Source organism: Ralstonia edaphi (genome assembly GCF_958350185.1).
Lineage (GTDB): Bacteria > Pseudomonadota > Gammaproteobacteria > Burkholderiales > Burkholderiaceae > Ralstonia > Ralstonia edaphi.
The window spans coordinates 52545-72455 of the sequence record NZ_CATWHI010000010.1; the positions used below are offsets into that span (position 1 = coordinate 52545).

Here is a 19911-nt window from a genome sequence, read left to right on the forward strand (position 1 = left end):
GCCCACCGGCACGAAAGCGCGATGAACGCCCTACAATGCCGGCATGCGAATCTTTGTTCATCCCGCTCTCAAGACGCCTGTGGCAAAACCCGTCCAGGACTGGCTCTCGGGTGCCGGTTCGGTCGGCCCGCTGATGCAGGCGGCCAGGCAATTGGCGTCGTTGGAAGCGGAGGTGTTGTCGCTGTTGCCGCCCGGCTTGGGCGGCGGCGTGGCCATCGGCGGCATCAAGAACGATGCGCGCGACAGCCGGGAAGCGACTCTGGTGTTGCTCGCCGCACATAGTGCGGCTGCGGCGCGCTTACGGCAGGTGGTACCCACCTTGCTGGAGCGTCTGCAGCGCCGGGGATCGCAGATTACCGCAATTCGTGTACGCGTACAACCGCAGGGCGGCAGCGACAGTTTGTGGCCACAAGAGACCGAAAAGCCGCCTAAACGCGCCAAGATGACGGCAGTTGGGGTTAACAGCTTGGCGGCCCTGGCTAATGAACTGCCCGACTCGCCGCTGCGCCAAGCCTTGGCCGAAATGATTGCGCGGCACGTCGCACCGGCCACCAAGCCCAAATAAAAAGCGCCCCGCAGGGCGCTTTTCTCATACGAACGACGGCTCAACCGATTACGAGAACGCCGGCTGCAACTGCGGCAGGAACGCGCGCGGGGCTTCTTCCACCTTGTCGAACGTCACGATCTCGTAGGCCGTTTCGTCGGCCAGCAGCGCGCGCAGCAGCGCGTTGTTCAGGCCATGACCGGACTTGTGCGCGGTGTATGCAGCGATGAGCGGGTGGCCCACCACATACAGGTCGCCAATCGCGTCGAGGATCTTGTGACGGACAAACTCATCGCCGTAGCGCAGTTCGTCGTTGTTCAGCATGCGGTGCTCGTCAAGCACGATGGCGTTGTCGAGGCTGCCGCCGCGCGCCAGGCCGACCTCGCGCAGCATCTCGACTTCGTGTGCGAAACCAAACGTACGGGCGCGGGCGATTTCGCGGGTGTAGCTCGTGTCGGCAAAGTCTATCTCGAACGTCTGGCCGGTCTTGTCGACCGCCGGGTGGCGGAATTCGATCGTGAACGAGAGCTTGAAACCGAAGTACGGGTCGAGGCGGGCAAGCTTGTCGCCCTCGCGGATTTCCACGGGCTTGATCACCCGGATGAACCGTTTGGCCGCGCCCTGCTCTTCGATGCCCGCCGATTGCAGCAGAAACACGAACGAGGCCGCGCTGCCGTCCATGATGGGAATTTCTTCGGCGTCGACGTCGACATAGAGATTGTCGATGCCGAGGCCGGCGCAAGCGGACATCAAATGTTCGACGGTCGACACGCGGGCGCCATCCTTCTGCAGGACGGACGCTAGGCGGGTGTCGCCGATGGCGCTGGCGGTGGCGGGAATCTCGACGGCCGGGTCGAGATCAACGCGCGTGAAGACGATGCCGGTGCCTGCGGCTGCCGGGCGCAACGTCAACGTCACCTTGCGGCCCGAATGCAACCCGATGCCGACGGTCTTGACGAGGGACTTGATGGTGCGTTGTTTCAACATGGCCGCCCTCAACTCACGAAATTTCTACGATTGTTTTTATCTATGCGGTCTGCATAGGTGATAACCCTAAGCATACCATTTTCACATCCCTGCCTTCAAAACGACTTTTGTATCGGGATGTTAGGGGTGCACACACTTTGCTCGACCTTAGTACACGCAGATTCGGCGCCAGAATCTCGTCGAGCTCGCGGTGGGGCGGGATAGCGGGCGGTACTCCGCCATTCGGGGGAGGTTGCAAGGTGGCGTCAGAGTATCGCGAGGATGGATTCGGCGCTGCTGACGGCAAACTGTCCGGGCGCTTCCACCTGTAGCGCTGTTACCACACCGTCCTTCACGACCATCGCGTAGCGCTGTGAACGAATGCCCATGCCGCGCTTGGAGAGGTCCTGCTCCAGGCCGAGTTTGCTGGTGAACTCTGCGCTGCCGTCGCCAAGCATGCGGATTTTGTCGTCAGTGCCCTGCGTGCGGGCCCAGGCGCCCATCACGAAGGCGTCGTTGACGGACACACACCAGATCTCGTCGACGCCCTTGGCACGCAGTGCGTCGAAGTTGGCGATGTAGCCGGGCAAATGCCGCGCCGAGCAAGTCGGCGTAAACGCACCGGGCAGCCCGAAGATGACGATCGTCTTACCCTCGGCCAGATCCTGGACAGAGAAAGCGTTCGGGCCGAGCGCGCAACCGTCCTTTTCCACTTCAAAGAACTCGTAGAGCGTCGCGTCGGGAAGCGGTTGGCCAGGCTGGATCATGATCGTCAGAAGCGTTGAGCGGATATCGCGATCATAGAACTTGCCGCGTGACCGCGCAGCCAGCTCGTAAAACAAGACCGCCCGCGTGAACGCATCACGCGGGCGGTCTTGGGAGACAACATCATCAGGCCGCTTGGCTCAGAGCGCAGCGCGCGCGGCACAACGAACGGACACACCCGCCGGGCGGGGTGAACCCTTCCGGGGAGGCGGCCAGAGGCCAACCTGCCCGGCGGCAACGACTGTGTCCGGTTCGTCGAGCGCTGTCGACTGACGAGCGGTGGGCCATCACACAACGGCGATCACGGGAGGGGAGCCGTGAACCGCGCGCGGCGTGCGGTGCCGCAGGCCGTCGGACGTGCGCGAGCGCTATCGAACCAACGCGGGCCCGATCAGTCCGCCTGCTTGCGCAGGAATGCCGGAATGTCGTACGTGTCGACGCCCTTTTCTTGCAGTGCTGCCACGTGAGCCGATGCCGACTCGCGCGAGCTGCGCCACACGGCCGGGGTGTCGAAGTTGCTGTAGTCCGGTGCAGCTGCCACCGAGTGACCGGCGCCACCGCCGAACGCCACCGGCTGGTTGTCGGTGCCGGTCTTCAGCAGCGTCATCGTCTGCGGCTGTTGTTGCTTGTTGCGAGCAGCGCGGCCCAGACCTGTGGCAACCACGGTCACGCGCAGTGCGTCGCCCATGGCGTCGTCGTAGACCGTACCGAAGATGACGGTGGCATCTTCCGCGGCATAGCTGCGGATGGTGTTCATCACTTCCTTGGTCTCGGACAGCTTGAGCGAGCGGCTTGCCGTGATGTTGACCAGCACGCCACGCGCGCCCGACAGGTCCACGCCTTCCAGCAGCGGGCTCGCAACGGCTTGCTCAGCCGCCAGACGCGCACGGTCGACGCCGGACACGGTGGCCGTGCCCATCATCGCCTTGCCCTGTTCGCCCATCACGGTCTTCACGTCTTCAAAGTCGACGTTCACCAGACCGTCGACGTTGATGATTTCCGCGATGCCCGCAACGGCGTTGTGCAGCACGTCGTCGGCACACTGGAAGCACTTGTCCATCTCGGCGTCGTCACCCATGACTTCGAAGAGCTTTTCGTTCAACACGACGATCAGCGAATCGACGTTGCCTTCGAGGTCGTTCGCGCCATGCTCGCCGACCTTCGAGCGGCGTGCGCCTTCGAAGTCGAACGGCTTGGAGACCACGCCCACGGTCAGGATGCCCATTTCCTTGGCGACCTGTGCAACCACCGGCGCTGCGCCCGTGCCCGTACCACCGCCCATGCCGGCGGTGATGAAGACCATGTGCGCGCCGCGCAGTGCGTCGGCGATCTGCTCACGGGCTTCCTCTGCGCAGTGCTTGCCCACTTCCGGCTTGGCCCCGGCGCCCAGGCCGGTGCTGCCGAGCTGCAGCACGCGCGATGCGGTCGAGCGCTTGAGCGCCTGCGCATCGGTGTTCATGCAGATGAATTCCACGCCTTGCACGCCGCGGTTGATCATGTGCTGCACGGCATTCCCGCCCGCGCCGCCGACGCCGACCACCTTGATGATGGTGCCGTCCTGCATTTCCGTTTCAATCATGTCGAAGTCCATCATTGCCTCCAGAAGTGATCAGTCCCAGACGATGCAGCCTCCCCGCCGCAACTCCTGGTTCCTGAACAAAAAACATCAAAACAAGAAACTCAACTTGCTCCCCCCAGGGAGCACATCGCCAACAGCCGGCACTCGCGTGCTCAGAAGTTGCCGATGAACCATTCCTTCATGCGCGTCCAGATCTGCTTGGCCGAACCGGACTGCACCACGACCTTGCGCCCGCGCACACGCTGCACGCGACCTTCTTGCAGCAGGCCCATCACCGTGGCGTAGCGCGGGCTCTTCACCACCTCGTGCAGATTGCCGCGGTACTCGGGCACGCCCACGCGCACCGGCTTCAAGAACATGTCTTCGCCCAGCTCGACCATGCCGGGCATCATTGCCGTACCGCCAGTCAGGACCACGCCGCTGGAGAGCAGTTCCTCGTAACCGGATTCGCGCACCACCTGATGCACGAGCGAGAACAGCTCTTCTACGCGCGGCTCGATCACGGCGGCCAACGCCTGGCGCGAAAGCGTGCGCGGGCCGCGGTCGCCGACGCCCGGCACATCGATCATTTCGTCCGGATCGGCCAATACCTGCTTGGCGATGCCGTACTGGATCTTGATGTCCTCGGCGTCCGGCGTTGGCGTGCGCAGGGCCATGGCGATGTCGTTGGTGATCTGGTCGCCGGCGATGGGGATCACGGCCGTGTGGCGGATCGCGCCTTCGCTGAAGATCGCGATGTCGGTCGTGCCGCTGCCGATGTCGACCAGCACCACGCCGAGTTCCTTTTCGTCTTCGGTCAGCACCGCCAAGCTCGACGCCAGCGGCTGCAGGATCAGGTCGTGCACTTCCAGGCCGCAACGGCGCACGCACTTCACGATGTTCTGTGCCGCGCTCACCGCGCCCGTCACGATGTGCACCTTCACCTCGAGCCGGATGCCGCTCATGCCGATCGGCTCGCGCACGTCTTCCTGGCCGTCGATGATGAATTCCTGCGTGAGGATGTGCAGGATCTGCTGATCGGTCGGGATGTTGACGGCCTTGGCGGTCTCGATCACGCGGGCCACGTCGGTCGAGGTGACTTCCTTGTCCTTGATCGCCACCATGCCGCTGGAGTTGAAGCTGCGGATATGGCTGCCGGCAATGCCAGTGAAGACCTCGCTGATCTTGCAGTCGGCCATCAGCTCCGCTTCTTCGAGCGCCTTCTGGATCGACTGGACGGTCGCTTCGATGTTGACGACCACGCCCTTCTTCAGCCCCTTCGATTCGGTCTGGCCCATGCCGATGACCTCGTAGGCGCCGTCCGGACGCAGCTCGGCGACCACCGCCACCACCTTGGAGGTGCCGATATCCAGCCCGACCAGAAGATCCTTGTATTCCTTGCTCATCGCGTTTTCTCTGTGCTTCGCGTTGCTTTGTTGTTGGCCGCCGGCTTACCCCCCAGCGTGGCTTTCGGCTTTGCAGCACCGCTGGTGCCATTCGCGGTGCCGGGCAGCTTGCCCCCCTTGGCCAGCACCGCAGCCTGCGCATCGGTCAGGAAGCGCACACCCGCCGCACGAACTGCGAATCCGTTGGGATACCGCAGATCGGCGTATTCAATCTGACCGCCCCAGCGCTTCGTCACCTCGGGCCACGCGCGCACAAAGCGGCGGGCACGCGCGGCGAGCGCGGTGCGGTCATCGTCATTCAGTTCGCGGCCCAGCTCGATGACCGTGCCGTTGGACAACCGCGCGCGCCACGCGTAGCGGTCGGTGAGCGTCACGCTCAGCGGCTCGACATTCATCGGCTTGAACCACTCGGTCATGGTCTCCAGCTTGTCGACCACGTCCTGCTCGGTACCTTCAGGGCCGGCCAGCGCCACCAGGTCGGTGTCGTCCTCGGCTTCGGCCAGGTTGGCGACGAACACTTCGCCATACGTGTTGACCAGCTTGCCGGACTCGTTGCCGCCCCAGGTGCCGAGTGCTTCGTGTTCCTGCACTTCCACCAGCAGCCCGTTCGGCCACACGCGGCGCACGCTCGCACGCCGCACCCACGGCACCGACTCGAACGCGGCACGCGCTTCGTCCAGATTCAGCGAGAAGAAATTGCCGCGCAGCTTGGGTAGCGCGTTGGCGCGCAGACTCGGCACATTCACGTGGCGCAACTCGCTGCCCGCCATCGGCATCACGCGCACCTGCTGCAGCTGGAACATCGGTCGCTGCATCAACCAGACCGCCCCAACGCCCAACGCGCCAAGCGCGAGCAGCGCATACAGCGCACTCGCGACGGCGTTGAGGAGACGGGTGTTGTGCCACATAACGTTGTGTTGTCCGGTTTCGCTGACGTTGCGTTGGTTACTCGGGTTTCCAGTCAGTGCTCGCGTGCAGTTCCAGCGATGCACTCGCCGCCAGTTGCAAAACGAAATCTTCATAGCTGATGCCGGCAGCGCGCGCGCCCATCGGCACCAGTGAATGGCCGGTCATGCCCGGCGACGTGTTCATCTCCAGCAGGAACGGCGCGTTGTCGGACTTGCGCAGCATGATGTCCGCACGGCCCCAGCCACGGCAGCCCAGCCCGCGATAGGCCTGCACCACCAGCGCCTGCACGCGCGCGGCCACATCGGCGGGAATCGGTGCCGGGCATTCGTAGCGCGTGTCGTCGGTGAAGTACTTGTTCTGGTAGTCGTAATTGGCCTGCGGCGCGACGATGCGGATGAGCGGCAGCGCGGTTGCGCTCTCGCCTTCGCCGATGATCGGGCAGGTCAGCTCGTCGCCTTCGATGAACTGCTCGGCCATCACATCGCGGTCCAGGCGCGCGGCCTTTTCGTAGGCAGCGGGCAGCTCGGCGACGCTCGTGACCTTCGTCAGCCCAATCGACGAACCTTCGCGCGCGGGCTTGACGATCAGCGGCAGGCCCAGGCGGTCGGCCACGGCTTGCCAGTCGGCGCCGGCGTGCAACATCACGAAATCGGGCGTGGGCAGGCCGTGCGTCTGCCATTGGCGCTTGGTGGCTTCCTTGTCCATCGCCAGCGCAGACGCGAGTACGCCGCTGCCCGTGTACGGAATACCGAATTGCTCGAGCAGGCCTTGGATCGTGCCGTCTTCACCAAAGCGGCCGTGCAGCGAGATCACCACGCGGTCGAATCCTTGCTTGGCCAAGTCGGCCACGGCCTGCAGGCCCGGGTCGAACGGATGTGCATCGACGCCGCGCGCGCGCAGCGCAGCCAGCACGCCGTTGCCGGACATCAGCGAGATTTCGCGCTCGGCGGAACGACCGCCCATGAGCACGCCCACCTTGCCGAGGGACTTCGGATCAATCGTCGGATGTGGAACAAACGGACCGGTCGTCATGCTGCGGCGCCTCCGTTCAGATCCACGACGTTGGCGGTGCGCGCCTGCGCCTGCAACGCAACCACTTGACCGGGCACCTGCCCGATCGACCCTGCGCCCATGGTGATGACCACGTCGCCGTCCTGCGCTGCATCCAGAATCGCTTGTGGCATGTCTTCAATCTGTTCCACGAATACCGGCTCGATCTTGTTGGCCACGCGCAGCGCACGCGTCAGCGAGCGGCCGTCGGCGGCGACGATGGGCGGCTCGCCGGCGGCGTAGACCTCGGCCAGCAGCAGCGCATCGACAGTGCCAAGCACCTTGATGAAATCTTCAAAACAATCGCGCGTGCGCGTGAAGCGGTGCGGCTGGAACGACAGCACGAGGCGGCGACCGGGGAACGCACCGCGCGCGGCGGCCAGCGTGGCGGCCATCTCGACGGGGTGGTGGCCGTAGTCGTCGATGAGCGTGAACTGGCCCTTGCCGTCAGCGGTCGGCACTTCACCGTAGCGCTGGAAACGGCGGCCCACGCCGTTGAACTCGGCCAGCGCCTTGACGATCGCCTCGTCAGGCACTTCCAGCTCGGTGGCGATGGCGATGGCGGCCAGCGCGTTCTGCACGTTGTGCAGGCCCGGCAGGTTGAGGGTGATCGACAGCGGCGGCTCGGCATGGCCGTTGAGCTGGCGGATCACGGTGAATTCCATGCGGCCATCGACGGCACGCGCATTGACGGCACGCACCTGCGCGTCTTCGGCAAAACCGTAGCGCACGACGGGCTTGGAGACGAACGGCAGGATTTCGCGCACGTTCGGATCGTCCACGCACAGCACGGCAATGCCGTAGAACGGCAGACGCTGCGTGAACTCGATGAACGCCTGCTTCAGGCGCGAGAAATCGTGCCCGTAGGTCTCCATGTGATCGGCGTCGATATTGGTGATGACTTCGATCACGGGGAACAGGTTGAGGAACGACGCATCGGATTCGTCGGCCTCGGCGACGATGAAGTCGCCCGTGCCGAGGCGCGCGTTCGCGCCCGCAGAGTTGAGACGGCCGCCGATGACGAACGTCGGGTCCAGCCCGCCTTCGGCCAGCACGGAGGCGACGAGGCTGGTGGTCGTCGTCTTGCCGTGCGTACCGGCGATGGCGATGCCCTGCTTCAGGCGCATCAGCTCGGCCAGCATCACCGCACGCGGCACGATCGGGATGCGCTTGGCGCGCGCGGCCAGCACTTCCGGGTTGTCACCGCGCACGGCGGTGGAGACCACCACGGCATTGGCGCCGATCACATGTTCCGGCGCGTGGCCCTGCATGATCGTCGCGCCCAGCGTTGCCAGACGCTGCGTGGTCGCGCTGCTGCCCAGATCCGAGCCCGTCACGCGGTAGCCCAGATTCAGCAGCACCTCGGCGATGCCGCTCATGCCGGCGCCGCCGATGCCTACAAAATGGATGTTCTTGACGATGTGCTTCATATCGATTCGATTCCCTATGCCCGTGCCACCGCTACACACACGTCGGCGACACGCTCGGCCGCTTCGGGCCGTGCCTGCTCACGTGCTTTAGCCGCCATATCGGCCAATTGCGCACGCGTCAGGGACGCGAGTGTATCTGCCAGCGATGCCGGGCCCAGCTCCTGCTGTGGCACCAACAGCGCTGCACCGCGTTCGGAGAGGAAGCGCGCGTTGGTGGTCTGGTGATCGTCCACGGCGTGCGGGAACGGCACGAACAGCGCCGCGACACCCGCCGCGGCCACTTCTGAAACGGTCATGGCGCCCGCGCGGCAGATCACGAGATCGGCGTGTGCATACGCAGCCGCCATGTCGTCGATGAAGGGCACGGGCTGCGCGTGGGCATCGTCGATGCCGGCGGCGGCATAGTTGGCGCGCAGCGTGTCGATCTGCTTGGCGCCCGCCTGATGGATGACGATCGGGCGCGTATCGGCCGGCAGCAACGCCAGCGCCTTGGGCACCACGTCGTTGAGCGCCGCCGCGCCGAGGCTGCCGCCGACGACCAGCACGCGCAGCGGGCCGGTTCGCTCGGCGTAGCGCGCCCGCGGCGAAGCCAGGTTGGCCAGATCGGCGCGGATCGGATTGCCGACCCACTCGGCGCCGGGCAGCGCATTCGGAAACGCGCAAAGCACACGATCAGCCACGCGCGCGAGCACGCGGTTGGCCAGACCTGCAATGGAATTCTGTTCGTGCAGCACCAGTGGACGACCCAGCAGCACGCTCATCATGCCGCCCGGGAACGTGATATAGCCGCCCATGCCCAGCACCACGTTGGGACGCACGCGGCGCACCACGCCAAGGCTCTGCCAGAAGGCGCGCAGCAGATTGAGCGGCAGCAGAAACTTGGTGACGAGGCCCTTGCCGCGCAAACCACCGAACTGCACCGACTCCAGCGGAAAACCGTGCTTGGGGACGAGCTGGCCTTCCATGCCGTTTGCATTGCCGAGCCACACCACCTTCCAGCCACGCGCGGCCAACAGCTTGGCCACCGACAGCGCAGGGAAGATGTGACCGCCCGTACCGCCGGCCATGACGAGGAGCGTGCGGGGCGCCAGACCGGCCGACATGCCTGCCGTCATACCTTGCCTCCACGCATCAGCACGCGGTTTTCGTAGTCGATACGCAGCAAAAGCGCGAGCGCCACACAGTTCATCAGGATGCCGGAGCCCCCGTAGCTGACCATCGGCAGCGTCAGGCCCTTGGTCGGCAGCAGGCCCAGATTCACACCCATGTTGATGAAGGCCTGCCAGCCGATCCAGATTCCCAGCCCCTTGGCAACCAGGCCGGCGAAGGTGCGGTCGAGTTGCAGCGCAGTGCGACCGATCTCGAACGCGCGACGCACCATCCAGTAGAACAGCAGGATCACGATCAGCACGCCGACAAAGCCCAGCTCTTCGCCAATCACGGCGAGGATGAAGTCGGTATGCGCTTCAGGCAGGTAGTGCAGCTTCTCGATGCTGCCGCCCAAGCCGACGCCAGTCCATTCGCCGCGGCCGAAGGCGATGAGCGAGTGCGTGAGCTGGTACGCCTTGCCCTGTGCGTATTCCTCTTGCCACGGGTTCAGGTAGGCGAAGATCCGCTCTCGCCGCCACGGCGACGCCACGATCAGCAGCGAGAAGGTGGAAACCGCGGTCAGCACGAGGCCGCCGAACAGCTTGCCGTTCACGCCGCCCAGGAACAGGATGCCCATGGCCACCGCCGCGATCACCAGGAACGCGCCCATGTCCGGCTCCAACAGCAGGAGCGAACCGACAAACGCTACGGCCACGCCCATCGGCAGGAAGCCCTTGCGCACGCTTTGCATCCAGTCCTGCTTGCGCACGGTGTAGTTGGCGGCGTACAGCACTACGGCCAGCTTCATCAGTTCGGACGGCTGGAAGTTCATGACGCCCAGCGGCAGCCAGCGCCGTGCGCCGTTCACGCCCTTGCCCACGTGCGGCACGAGCACGATCACCAGCATGACCAGCGCGATGATGAAAAGCTTCGGTGCGTATTTGTCCCAGAACTTGACCGGAATCTGGAAGGCGACGATCGCACCGATCAGGCCGATCACCAGCGAGAAGATGTGCCGGACCAGGAAATGCCCGTTGCTGTAGTTGGCGTACTTGGGCGAATCCGGCAACGCGATCGACGCCGAATACACCATCACCAGCCCGAGGCCCAGCAGCACGATCGCCACCCACATCAGCGGCTGGTCGTACTCCATCATCTTGGAGCGCGTGGGCTTGACGCCGGAAACGGCGTCGCGCAGGCCACCCCACGCATTACCGATGGTCGCGCCGATGAAGCCGCTGCGCTTGATCTGGGTGTCGCTCATAGGAGGACTCCTCGGTCTGCCGCCAGCGCTGCCACGGCCTCGTGGAACACCTGGGCGCGGTGTTCGTAATTCCGGAACATGTCGAAGCTTGCACACGCCGGCGACAGCAGCACGGCGTCGCCTGGTTGCGCGTGCACGGCGGCTTCCTGCACGGCGGCTTCCAGCGTCGGCGCATCGATCAGCGCGACACCGGTGTTGGCCAGCGCCTCGCGAATCAGCGGCGCATCGCGGCCGATGAGGATCACGGTGCGCGCGTACTGCGCGACCGGCTCGGCCAGGGGTGAGAAGTCCTGGCCTTTGCCATCGCCACCCGCGATCAGCACGACGTGCTTGGACAGGCCCGACAGCGCAGCCACCGTCGCGCCGACGTTGGTGCCCTTGCTGTCGTCGAAGAATTCGATGTCGTCAAACGCGGCGATCAGCTCGACGCGATGCGGCTCGCCGGCGTAATCGCGCAGGCCGTGCAGCAGCGCGCTCACGGGCAGCCCGATCGCACGGCACAGCGCCAGCGCGGCCATCGCGTTGGTCGCGTTGTGCAAGCCGCGGATGCGCAGTGCATCGGCCGGCATCAGGCGCTTGAGGCGGACCGGCACCGGCGCGGCGGGCGCGTTGTCGCCCTTCTTGCGGCGCGTGGGCTTGGGCAGATCGTCCTCGTCGGCCTCGGCCAATACGATCCAAGGCATGCCGCCATCGCGCAGCAGGCCGAGCGCATCTGGCGTGCCCGGCTCGTCGATGCCGAAGGTGATATCGCCGCCGTTCTTGCTGGCGAATGCCATCACGCCGACGTCTTGACGGTTCAGCACGCGCACGGTGTTGGCACCGAAGATGCGGCCCTTGGCTGCGGCATAGGCGTCCATCGTGCCGTGCCAGTCCAGGTGATCCTGTGTGATGTTCAGCACGGTGGCGGCGTCGGCGTCCAGCGTATGCGTGGTTTCGAGCTGAAAGCTGGAAAGCTCCAGCACCCACACGTCAGGCAGCGTCCCCGCATCAACGCATTCGCTCAGCTTGTCCAGCGCCGACGGGCTGATGTTGCCCGCCACGCCGACGGTCTTGCCGGCGCGCTCGACCAAGGCGCCCGCGAGCGCCGTGGTGGTCGTCTTGCCGTTCGTCCCCGTGATGGCCAGCACGCGCGGCGCGTAGCCTTGCGCGGCCTTGAGACCCGCCAACGCGCGGGCAAACAATTCGATTTCGCCCCACACCGGCACGCTGTTCGCATTGGCGGCGCTCAGCAGCGCAGCGACGTTGGCATCGAGCGGTGACAGGCCCGGGCTGATCGCGATCAACGTCACACCGTCCAGCAGCGACACGGCAAACGGGCCGCTCACGAATTCGGCGTCCGGCACATGCGCGCGCAGCGCCGGCAGGTTGGCCGGTGCCTCGCGCGTGTCGGCCACGCGCACGCGCGCGCCATGGCGTGCGCACCAGCGCGCCATGGCGAGGCCTGATTCGCCAAGGCCGAGCACGAGCACCACCGGCGCGTCGAACTCGCCGAACATGCGCGGCGCTTGTGCGGTTTCAGCGGCGGGCATCGGCTCGGCGGAATCGAGCGTTGCGACAACGGCGTCAACGGCGGCGTCCGGCTGTGTGGCGGCCATGTCGTCGTCCGGCGTGATGGGGGCGTCGGTCATGTCTGTCATGTCCGGGCTCACCGCAGTTTCAGGGTCGACAGGCCGATCAGCACCAGCATCATGGTGATGACCCAGAAGCGCACGACCACTTGCGTTTCCTTCCAGCCGGACAGCTCGAAATGGTGATGCAGCGGCGCCATGCGGAACAGGCGCCGGCCCTCGCCATAACGTTTCTTGGTGAACTTGAACCACGTCACCTGCAGCATCACCGAGACGGTCTCCGCCACGAAGATGCCGCCCATGATGAAGAGCACGATTTCCTGACGCACGATCACGGCGATGGTGCCGAGCGCACCGCCCAGCGCCAGCGCGCCGACGTCACCCATGAACACCTGTGCCGGATGCGCGTTGAACCACAGGAAGGCCAGCCCCGCACCTGCCATCGCCGAGCAGAAGATCAACAACTCGCCCGCGCCCGGAATGTGCGGGAACAGCAGGTACTTGCTGTAGACCGCGCTGCCCATCACGTAGGCGAACACGCCCAGCGCGCTGCCCACCAGCACGACGGGCATGATGACGAGGCCATCGAGGCCGTCGGTCAGGTTCACCGCATTGCTGGAGCCGACGATCACGAGGTACGTCAGGATGATGAAACCGAACACGCCGAGCGGATAGCTGATCTCTTTGAAGAACGGCACGATCAGGTGCGACTTGGCCGGCAGGTTCAGCGACAGGCCGCTGCGCACCCACTCCATGAACAACTCCAGCACACGCATGTTGCTCGTCTCGGACACCGAGAACGCCAGATACGCCGCTGCAAACAGGCCGATCACGGTCTGCCAGAAGAACTTCTCACGCGAAGACATGCCCTTCGGATCACGGTGCACGACCTTGCGGTAGTCATCCACCCAGCCGACGGCGCCATAGCCCAGCGTGACGAGCAGCACGATCCAGATGAAGCGATTGCCCCAGTCCGCCCACAGCAGCGTCGACACGGCAATGCCGATGAGCACCAGCACGCCGCCCATGGTGGGCGTGCCGGCCTTGACCAGGTGCGTCTGCGGACCATAGCTGCGCACAGCCTGGCCGACTTTCAGTTCCGTCAGGCGACGGATCACCCACGGCCCGAACCCGAGGCCGATCACCAGCGCCGTGAGCGATGCCATCACGGCGCGGAACGTCAGATAGTTGAAGACGCGCAGGAAGCCGTAGTCGTTCTGCAACCATTGCGCCAATGCCAATAACATGGGTTCTTGCTTCCCTTAATGCTGCTGTTGTGTGTTGGAACCGGTCGGCAAATCCGCTACCGGGTCTTTCAAGACCAGCGCTTCCACAATGCGTTCCATCCGCATGAAGCGCGAGCCCTTCACCAATACCGTCGCGGCCGGCGCAATGGCGCCCAGGCCGTGTTCGATCAAGTCTTCCGCCGACGCAAAATGCTGCGCGCCCGCGCCGAATGCATCGACTGTGTGACGCGCAAGCTCGCCGGTTGCGAGCACCGCGTCGATGCCGCGCGTGCGCGCATACGCGCCGATCTCTTCGTGGAATGCCGGGCCCTGCGAGCCCACTTCACCCATGTCGCCCAGCACCAGGCAGCGCGGCGCCGGCAGCGTGACGAGTGCGTCGATCGCCGCGCGCATCGAATCCGGGTTCGCGTTGTACGTGTCGTCGATGACGAGGCCGCCGTGTGCGCCCTGCTTGCGCTGCAACCGCCCCTTGACGGGCGCGAAGTTGCCGAGCGCTTGTGCAATGACCTCGGGAGCCACTCCGGCCGCCAGCGCGCATGCCGTGGCGGCCAGCGCATTGCGCGCGTTGTGCAAGCCGAGCAGCGGCAAGGTGATGACGAAGCGCTGGCCAGGGGCCTGCACATCGATGCGTTGCCCGGCGGCGGTGTCCACCACCGTGCCCGTCACAGCCCCGGCCTCGATGCCGAAGTCGAGCACGCGGCGCGAACCGGCCGCAGCTTGCCACACCGGCGCGTATTCGCCCCCGTTGGCCGCATCGCGCGGATACACCGCTACGCCATCGGCCGGCAACGCGGCCAGCACAGCGGCGTGTTCTTCAGCCACCGCTTCCACGCTGACCATGAATTCCTGGTGCTCGCGCTGGGCGTTGTTGATCATCGCGACGGTCGGCTGCGCAATGGCGGCCAATACGGCCGTCTCGCCCGGATGGTTCATGCCGAGTTCGAGCACGGCCAGCTTGTGTTGCGCGTTCAGGCGGAACAGCGTGAGCGGCAGGCCGATGTCGTTGTTGAAATTGCCGGCAGTCGCCAGGCGGGCGTCTTCACCAACGGCCTGCGCAAAGATCGCGGAGATCATCTCCTTGACCGTGGTCTTGCCGTTGCTGCCCGTCACGGCGACGACGGGAATCGGGAACTGGCGGCGCCAGCCGGCGGCAAGCTGGCCGAGCCCGATGCGCGTGTCGGCGACGGTCAGCACGGCCACATTGGTGACATCGAGCGTGGCGGCCGGTGCGCGCGACACCAGCACGGCAGCAGCGCCACGCGCCACCACTTCGGGCAGGAAGTCGTGCGCATCGAAACGCTCGCCGATCAGCGCGACGAACAGGTCGCCGGGTTGCACGGCCCGGCTGTCGGTCGTCACGCGCAGGATCGCTGCGTCGGGGCCGGCGAGATAGGCGCCGGCCATCCAGGCAGCGGCGTCGGTGGCGTGCATCATGACGGTCGCGGCGCTCATGCATTCACCCCGCGGGCGGCGAGCGCCAGACGCACATGTTCCTGATCGGAGAACGGCCGCTTGCGACCGGCAATCTCCTGTGTCGATTCATGTCCCTTGCCGGCCACGACGATCACGTCGTGTGCATCGGCGTGGCGCACGGCGTGCAGGATAGCGGCCGCGCGGTCTTCGATCTGGGTGGCGGCGCGCGGGTTGTCCATGCCGTCGGCGATCTCGTCGAGGATGTGCTGCGGATCTTCGCTGCGCGGGTTGTCGGAGGTCAGCACCACGTGCGGCGCCAGGCGCTCGGCGATGGCGCCCATCTGCGGACGCTTGCCGGGGTCGCGGTCACCGCCGCAGCCGAACACGGCCCACAGCTTGCCGCCGCGCGCTTCGGTAATCGGCGCAAGCGCGCGCAGCGTTTGCTCCAGCGCGTCGGGCGTATGGGCGTAGTCGACCACCACGAGGGGCCCGTCTTCGCCGCCGAAACGCTCCATGCGGCCGCTCACGGGCTGCAGCTTTTCCAGGCGCGCGATGGCGTCCTGCCACGGCACGCCAGCCGCCAAAAGCGCACCCAGCACACCCAACAGATTCGATACGTTGAACAGGCCGACGGTGGGGGCATGCACGGTCGCGCGACCGAAGCTGCCGTCCACGTCGAACGTCGTACCGGTGCGATGCGCGCGCACGTTGCTGGCGCGCAGCCATTGCGTGGCGCCGTGCTGCGCAGCGGCTTCGCCGTCGATGCCGTATTCGATGGTTTCGACTTCGGCGCGGGCGTTTTGCAGCAGGCGCACACCGGCCGCATCGTCACGGTTGATGACCGCCGCGCGCAGGCCGGGCCAGCTGAACAGGCGCGCCTTGGCCAGTTCGTACTCGGCCATCGTGCCGTGGTAGTCGAGGTGATCCTGCGTCAGGTTGGTGAACACTGCGATGTCGAAGCAGGTGCCATCCACGCGACCTTGCTCCAGGCCATGCGAGGACACTTCCATGGCGATGGCGCGGGCGCCCGCGCGATGCAGATCGGCGAGGCTGCGCTGCAGCTGGATGGCGTCCGGCGTGGTGAAGCCGGTCGCGGCCAGCGCATCGACAAACCCCGTGCCGAGCGTACCCACCACTGCGCAACGCTTGCCGTGTTTGGTCAGCGCCTGCGCAATCCATTGCGAACACGAAGTCTTGCCGTTGGTGCCCGTCACGCCAATGACGCGCAGCGCCTCGGGGCCCGGCACGCCGTACCACTGCGCGGCCAGCGGCCCGGCCAATTCGGCCAAGCCATCCACCGGCAGGATGCGCACGGGCGCATCGGCGGGCATCGCGTAACCGTGGGCTTCGGCCAGCACGGCGGAAGCGCCAGCCTCGATGGCCTGCGGAATATGCGGACGGCCATCGCCACGTTGGCGCACATTGCCGAGCACGTAGGCGACGAACACATCGCCGGTCTTGAGCTTGCGCGTATCGCTGGTGAGGTCGGCACCAGCCGGCGCCTGGGCGCGCAGCCAATCGACAACCGGCGCAAGACGAGCGGCGATCGTCGGGCGGTCGGAGGTTGGCTTGGCTGTCATTGCAGGCCTCCCACCGGCTCTTCCGGCACGTCCGGCGTCATCACGAGCTGGCGCACCGGCGAATCCGGCGGCACGTTGAGTGCGCGCAGGGTGCCACCGACGATCTGCGAGAACACCGGGCCGGCCGCGCCACCGCCGTAGCGGTTGCCCACCGTGGGCTCGTCCACGCTCACCGCCACGATGATCCGGGGGTTCGACATCGGCGCCAGGCCAATGAAGGAGGCGCGATACTTCGAGCGGTCATAGCCGCGTCCGGTGTGCTTCCAGGCCGTACCGGTCTTGCCGCCGACGCGATAGCCCATCACCTGGGCTTGCGGTGCGGTGCCGCCCGGCGCCGTCACCGTCTCCAGCATCTGGCGAACCTGCCGCGCCACCTCCGGCGAAATCACACGTTCACCCTGCGGCGGCTGGCCATCGGTGCGGTACATGGTGATCGGGATCAGCTCGCCATCGTGCGCGAAGATGGTGTACGCATGGGCAATCTGGAACAGCGACACCGAGAGGCCGTAGCCGTACGACATGGTCGCCTGCTCGATGCGGCGCCATTTGTTTGCCGGGCGCAGCCGCCCGGCCACCGCGCCCGGGAAGCCGATCTTCGGCGCCTGCCCCAGGCCCACGCTTGTGAACATGTCCCACATTTCCTGCGGCTTCAGCATCATCGCGATCTTCGTCGTGCCGATGTTGCTGGAGTGCTGGATGACCTGCGCGACCGTCAGCGTGCCGTAGTTGCCGGTGTCGGAGATGGTCGCGCCTTCAAAGCTGTACTTGCCGTTGGTCTGCACCAGCGTGTTGGGCGTCACGCGCTTGAGCTGCAGCGCCAGGCTGATGGTGATCGGCTTCATCATCGAGCCGGGCTCGAAGGTGTCGGTCAGCACGCGGTTGCGCAGCTGTTCGCCCGACAGGCGCGTGCGGTCGTTCGGGTTGTAGGTCGGGTAGTTGGCGAGTGCCAGCACCTCGCCGGTCTGGGCGTCCAGCACGATCGCGCTGGCGGCCTTGGCGTGGGTACGCTCGATGGCGGCCTTCAGCTCGTTGAAGGTCAGGTACTGGATCTTGGCGTCGATCGACAGGGTCTGGTCATGCCCATCCCGCGGGGCCTTGAGCACGCCCACGTCTTCCACCACGCGGCCCAGTCGATCCTTGATCACCTGGCGCTGGCCGGCGGCACCGGCGAGGTCGGACTCGCGCGCCAGCTCCATGCCTTCCTGGCCCTTGTCCTCGACGTTGGTGAAGCCGACGATGTGCGCCATCGCCTCGCCTTCGGGATAGAAGCGCTTGTATTCACGCGTCTGATAGATACCTTCGATCTTCAGCGCGGCGATCTGATCGGCCACTTCGGGCAGCACCTGGCGCTTCAGGTAGACGAAGCCCTTGTCTTCGCCCAGCTTGCCCGACAGCTCCTTGTTGTTCATGCCGAGGAGCTTGGCGAGCTTCTTCATGTCTTCGCCAGGCACGTTGTTGGGCACGTCTTCGGGCACGGCCCAGATGGCCTTCACCGGCAGGCTGGTGGCCAGCACCAGACCATTGCGATCGAGAATCTTGCCGCGCGTGGCCGGCAGCTCCAGCGTGCGCTGGAAGCGCTTCTTGCCCTCGGCTTCATAGAAGCGATTGCCAGGACCTTGAATCCACAGCGCGCGGCCGATCAGCGCCAGGAACGCCGCGAACATCAGGAAGACGACCAGCTTCGAGCGCCACATCGGCAGGCGCAAGCCCAGAACGGGGCTGGCCGAAAACTGGCCCAGGCGCGCGCGTGCCGTGGTGCCGTTGGATTTGCGTGCGCCGCTCATGGCTGGACTCCGGAAGCCGTGGGCGCGCTGCCCGCCACCGAGGACGCCATGGAGGACGTCCCAGCGGCCGGCAAATCGGCAAACCCCTGCAGATACTGCGTGCGGCCCGCCTGCGCGGGCGACATCTTCAATTGCCTGCTCGCGATGTCGGCAATGCGAGCGCTCTTGCCCAGCGCGCTCTGCTCATATTGCAGACGCGACCAGTCGGTGTTCAGTTGCTTCTCTTCCGCCTGCGCACGATCCAGCGCGACAAACAGTTGCCGCGCCTGATGCTGTGCGTTGACCAGCGACAGCGCGCACAGCACCAGCGCGGTCAGCAGGAACATGTTCAGGCGGTTCATGGCGTGGGTCTCCGCGAGTCAGCAGCTGTCAGCAACGCTCGGCCACGCGCATGATGGCCGAGCGCGCACGCGGATTGGCCGACACCTCGGCCTCCGACGGCTTCACGCGGCCAAGCAGGCGCAACTCCGGCGCCGGTAGCTCATGCGCACGCAGCGGCGCCCGACGCAGTTCCGGCGCGGCGGATTGCTCCGGGCGCGCCAGGGCCTGCATGAAGCGCTTGACGATGCGGTCTTCCAGCGAATGGAAGCTGATCACGACGAGACGTCCCCCCTGTTCCAGGCGTTCAAAGGCGGCCTTCAGACCGGTTTCGAGGTCCGCAAGCTCTTGATTGACGTGAATCCGTAAAGCTTGAAAGGTGCGGGTCGCAGGGTCTTGACCCTTCTCGCGTGTTTTGACGGCTTGCGCCACGAGCGCGGCAAGCTCGGATGTGCGATCGAGAGGACCTCGATCCCCGGATTGGCCCCGGCGAGCAACAATCGCCTTTGCAATCTGTACAGCAAACCGTTCTTCCCCATAGTCCCGTATCACCCTCGCAATGTCGCGCTCATCAGCCTCGGCCAGCCATTGGGCTGCGGTGATGCCGCGCGTGGTGTCCATCCGCATGTCGAGCGGGCCATCCATCCGGAACGAGAAACCACGTGCGCCTTCGTCGATCTGCGGCGAACTGATGCCGAGATCGAGCAGCACGCCGGCCACCCGCTCCACGCCGCGCGCGTCCAGGCACTGGGCCATCTGCGCGAAGCTGTCATGCTCAATAGCGAAGCGGGCATCCTCTACGGTGCCCGCTTCGGTGATTGCTGCTGGGTCCTTGTCGAAGGCGACAAGTCTGCCGCCGGGCCCCAGCCGTTCCAGGATGCGCCGGCTGTGCCCGCCCCTCCCGAAGGTTCCATCGATATAGATGCCGTCGTCGCGCCAGATGAGCGCGTCGACCGCTTCGTCTAAGAGCACCGTCTGATGGCGCAGTCCCGTACTGGCTTGGGTTGTCATCGCGCGTCA

General features: G+C 65.7%; 17 protein-coding genes. 1 reads left to right on the plus strand and 16 read right to left on the minus strand.

Features of this window, described 5'->3' with window-relative positions; translation table 11 throughout:
- Positions 1–43 precede the first annotated feature (43 nt).
- Complete coding sequence (locus R2669_RS24145) at positions 44–565, plus strand: DciA family protein (RefSeq protein WP_316902380.1); 522 nt, start codon at positions 44–46, stop codon at positions 563–565.
- 48 nt (positions 566–613) lie between these two features.
- Here the strand turns inward: R2669_RS24145 and lpxC are convergent, their stop codons facing one another.
- The 16 genes from lpxC to rsmH all read right to left on the minus strand — a co-directional run bounded on the left by lpxC (position 614) and on the right by rsmH (position 19902).
- Entirely contained in the window at positions 614–1531 is a 918-nt protein-coding gene (gene lpxC, locus R2669_RS24150; protein WP_147213808.1) for a UDP-3-O-acyl-N-acetylglucosamine deacetylase, read from the minus strand.
- 245 nt (positions 1532–1776) lie between these two features.
- Complete coding sequence (locus R2669_RS24155) at positions 1777–2277, minus strand: peroxiredoxin (RefSeq protein ID WP_316902408.1); 501 nt, start codon at positions 2275–2277, stop codon at positions 1777–1779.
- Positions 2278–2666: 389 nt separating this feature from the next.
- On the minus strand, positions 2667–3866 hold the full coding sequence (ftsZ, locus tag R2669_RS24160; protein WP_012763009.1) for a cell division protein FtsZ: 1200 nt from the start codon (positions 3864–3866) through the stop codon (positions 2667–2669).
- Between the two features lie 140 nt (positions 3867–4006).
- Positions 4007–5239, minus strand: coding sequence for a cell division protein FtsA (ftsA, locus tag R2669_RS24165; protein WP_024979178.1), 1233 nt, complete (start codon positions 5237–5239; stop codon positions 4007–4009).
- A complete protein-coding gene (locus R2669_RS24170) occupies positions 5236–6147 on the minus strand; it encodes a cell division protein FtsQ/DivIB (protein WP_147213809.1) in 912 nt (303 codons plus the stop codon). The genes ftsA and R2669_RS24170 overlap by 4 nt, the downstream gene beginning before the upstream one ends.
- A gap of 37 nt (positions 6148–6184) precedes the next feature.
- Positions 6185–7180, minus strand: coding sequence for a D-alanine--D-alanine ligase (locus R2669_RS24175; protein WP_316891791.1), 996 nt, complete (start codon positions 7178–7180; stop codon positions 6185–6187).
- Positions 7177–8628: a UDP-N-acetylmuramate--L-alanine ligase gene (gene murC / locus R2669_RS24180; RefSeq protein ID WP_147213810.1), complete on the minus strand. Its 1452-nt coding sequence runs from the start codon at positions 8626–8628 to the stop codon at positions 7177–7179. The genes R2669_RS24175 and murC overlap by 4 nt, the downstream gene beginning before the upstream one ends.
- Positions 8629–8642: 14 nt before the next feature.
- Positions 8643–9743: an undecaprenyldiphospho-muramoylpentapeptide beta-N-acetylglucosaminyltransferase gene (murG, locus tag R2669_RS24185; RefSeq protein WP_316902382.1), complete on the minus strand. Its 1101-nt coding sequence runs from the start codon at positions 9741–9743 to the stop codon at positions 8643–8645.
- Entirely contained in the window at positions 9740–10981 is a 1242-nt protein-coding gene (gene ftsW, locus R2669_RS24190; protein ID WP_316891793.1) for a putative lipid II flippase FtsW, read from the minus strand. Before ftsW ends, murG begins: the two co-directional genes overlap by 4 nt.
- Positions 10978–12477, minus strand: a complete 1500-nt coding sequence (murD, locus tag R2669_RS24195; RefSeq protein WP_316891812.1) for a UDP-N-acetylmuramoyl-L-alanine--D-glutamate ligase — start codon at positions 12475–12477, stop codon at positions 10978–10980. The genes ftsW and murD overlap by 4 nt, the downstream gene beginning before the upstream one ends.
- 149 nt (positions 12478–12626) lie before the next feature.
- The gene (gene mraY, locus R2669_RS24200) at positions 12627–13796 is read right to left on the minus strand and encodes a phospho-N-acetylmuramoyl-pentapeptide-transferase (RefSeq protein WP_009241610.1); all 1170 of its coding nucleotides are present in this window, start codon (positions 13794–13796) and stop codon (positions 12627–12629) included.
- A 15-nt stretch (positions 13797–13811) separates the two neighbouring features.
- A complete protein-coding gene (locus tag R2669_RS24205; RefSeq protein ID WP_316902384.1) occupies positions 13812–15248 on the minus strand; it encodes a UDP-N-acetylmuramoyl-tripeptide--D-alanyl-D-alanine ligase in 1437 nt (478 codons plus the stop codon).
- Positions 15245–16789 carry a UDP-N-acetylmuramoyl-L-alanyl-D-glutamate--2,6-diaminopimelate ligase gene (locus R2669_RS24210; RefSeq protein ID WP_316902387.1) on the minus strand — a complete coding sequence of 515 codons (1545 nt, stop codon included), beginning with the start codon at positions 16787–16789 and terminating at the stop codon, positions 15245–15247. Before R2669_RS24210 ends, R2669_RS24205 begins: the two co-directional genes overlap by 4 nt.
- Positions 16786–18573: a peptidoglycan D,D-transpeptidase FtsI family protein gene (locus R2669_RS24215; protein WP_147213816.1), complete on the minus strand. Its 1788-nt coding sequence runs from the start codon at positions 18571–18573 to the stop codon at positions 16786–16788. Before R2669_RS24215 ends, R2669_RS24210 begins: the two co-directional genes overlap by 4 nt.
- Positions 18570–18914, minus strand: coding sequence for a cell division protein FtsL (gene ftsL / locus R2669_RS24220; protein ID WP_147213817.1), 345 nt, complete (start codon positions 18912–18914; stop codon positions 18570–18572). Before ftsL ends, R2669_RS24215 begins: the two co-directional genes overlap by 4 nt.
- Before the next feature lie 28 nt (positions 18915–18942).
- Positions 18943–19902, minus strand: a complete 960-nt coding sequence (rsmH, locus tag R2669_RS24225) for a 16S rRNA (cytosine(1402)-N(4))-methyltransferase RsmH (RefSeq protein ID WP_316902389.1) — start codon at positions 19900–19902, stop codon at positions 18943–18945.
- Positions 19903–19911: the final 9 nt, after the last annotated feature.

Excerpts from the sequence above, each read along its gene's own strand:
- R2669_RS24145 (WP_316902380.1), top strand. The coding sequence starts at position 44 with ATGCGAATCTTTGTTCATCCCGCTCTCAAGACGCCTGTGGCAAAACCC.
- lpxC (WP_147213808.1), bottom strand. The coding sequence starts at position 1,531 with ATGTTGAAACAACGCACCATCAAGTCCCTCGTCAAGACCGTCGGCATC.
- R2669_RS24155 (WP_316902408.1), bottom strand. The coding sequence starts at position 2,277 with ATGATCCAGCCTGGCCAACCGCTTCCCGACGCGACGCTCTACGAGTTC.
- ftsZ (WP_012763009.1), bottom strand. The coding sequence starts at position 3,866 with ATGGACTTCGACATGATTGAAACGGAAATGCAGGACGGCACCATCATC.
- ftsA (WP_024979178.1), bottom strand. The coding sequence starts at position 5,239 with ATGAGCAAGGAATACAAGGATCTTCTGGTCGGGCTGGATATCGGCACC.
- R2669_RS24170 (WP_147213809.1), bottom strand. The coding sequence starts at position 6,147 with ATGTGGCACAACACCCGTCTCCTCAACGCCGTCGCGAGTGCGCTGTAT.
- R2669_RS24175 (WP_316891791.1), bottom strand. The coding sequence starts at position 7,180 with ATGACGACCGGTCCGTTTGTTCCACATCCGACGATTGATCCGAAGTCC.
- murC (WP_147213810.1), bottom strand. The coding sequence starts at position 8,628 with ATGAAGCACATCGTCAAGAACATCCATTTTGTAGGCATCGGCGGCGCC.
- murG (WP_316902382.1), bottom strand. The coding sequence starts at position 9,743 with ATGACGGCAGGCATGTCGGCCGGTCTGGCGCCCCGCACGCTCCTCGTC.
- ftsW (WP_316891793.1), bottom strand. The coding sequence starts at position 10,981 with ATGAGCGACACCCAGATCAAGCGCAGCGGCTTCATCGGCGCGACCATC.
- murD (WP_316891812.1), bottom strand. The coding sequence starts at position 12,477 with ATGTTCGGCGAGTTCGACGCGCCGGTGGTGCTCGTGCTCGGCCTTGGC.
- mraY (WP_009241610.1), bottom strand. The coding sequence starts at position 13,796 with ATGTTATTGGCATTGGCGCAATGGTTGCAGAACGACTACGGCTTCCTG.
- R2669_RS24205 (WP_316902384.1), bottom strand. The coding sequence starts at position 15,248 with ATGAGCGCCGCGACCGTCATGATGCACGCCACCGACGCCGCTGCCTGG.
- R2669_RS24210 (WP_316902387.1), bottom strand. The coding sequence starts at position 16,789 with ATGACAGCCAAGCCAACCTCCGACCGCCCGACGATCGCCGCTCGTCTT.
- R2669_RS24215 (WP_147213816.1), bottom strand. The coding sequence starts at position 18,573 with ATGAGCGGCGCACGCAAATCCAACGGCACCACGGCACGCGCGCGCCTG.
- ftsL (WP_147213817.1), bottom strand. The coding sequence starts at position 18,914 with ATGAACCGCCTGAACATGTTCCTGCTGACCGCGCTGGTGCTGTGCGCG.
- rsmH (WP_316902389.1), bottom strand. The coding sequence starts at position 19,902 with ATGACAACCCAAGCCAGTACGGGACTGCGCCATCAGACGGTGCTCTTA.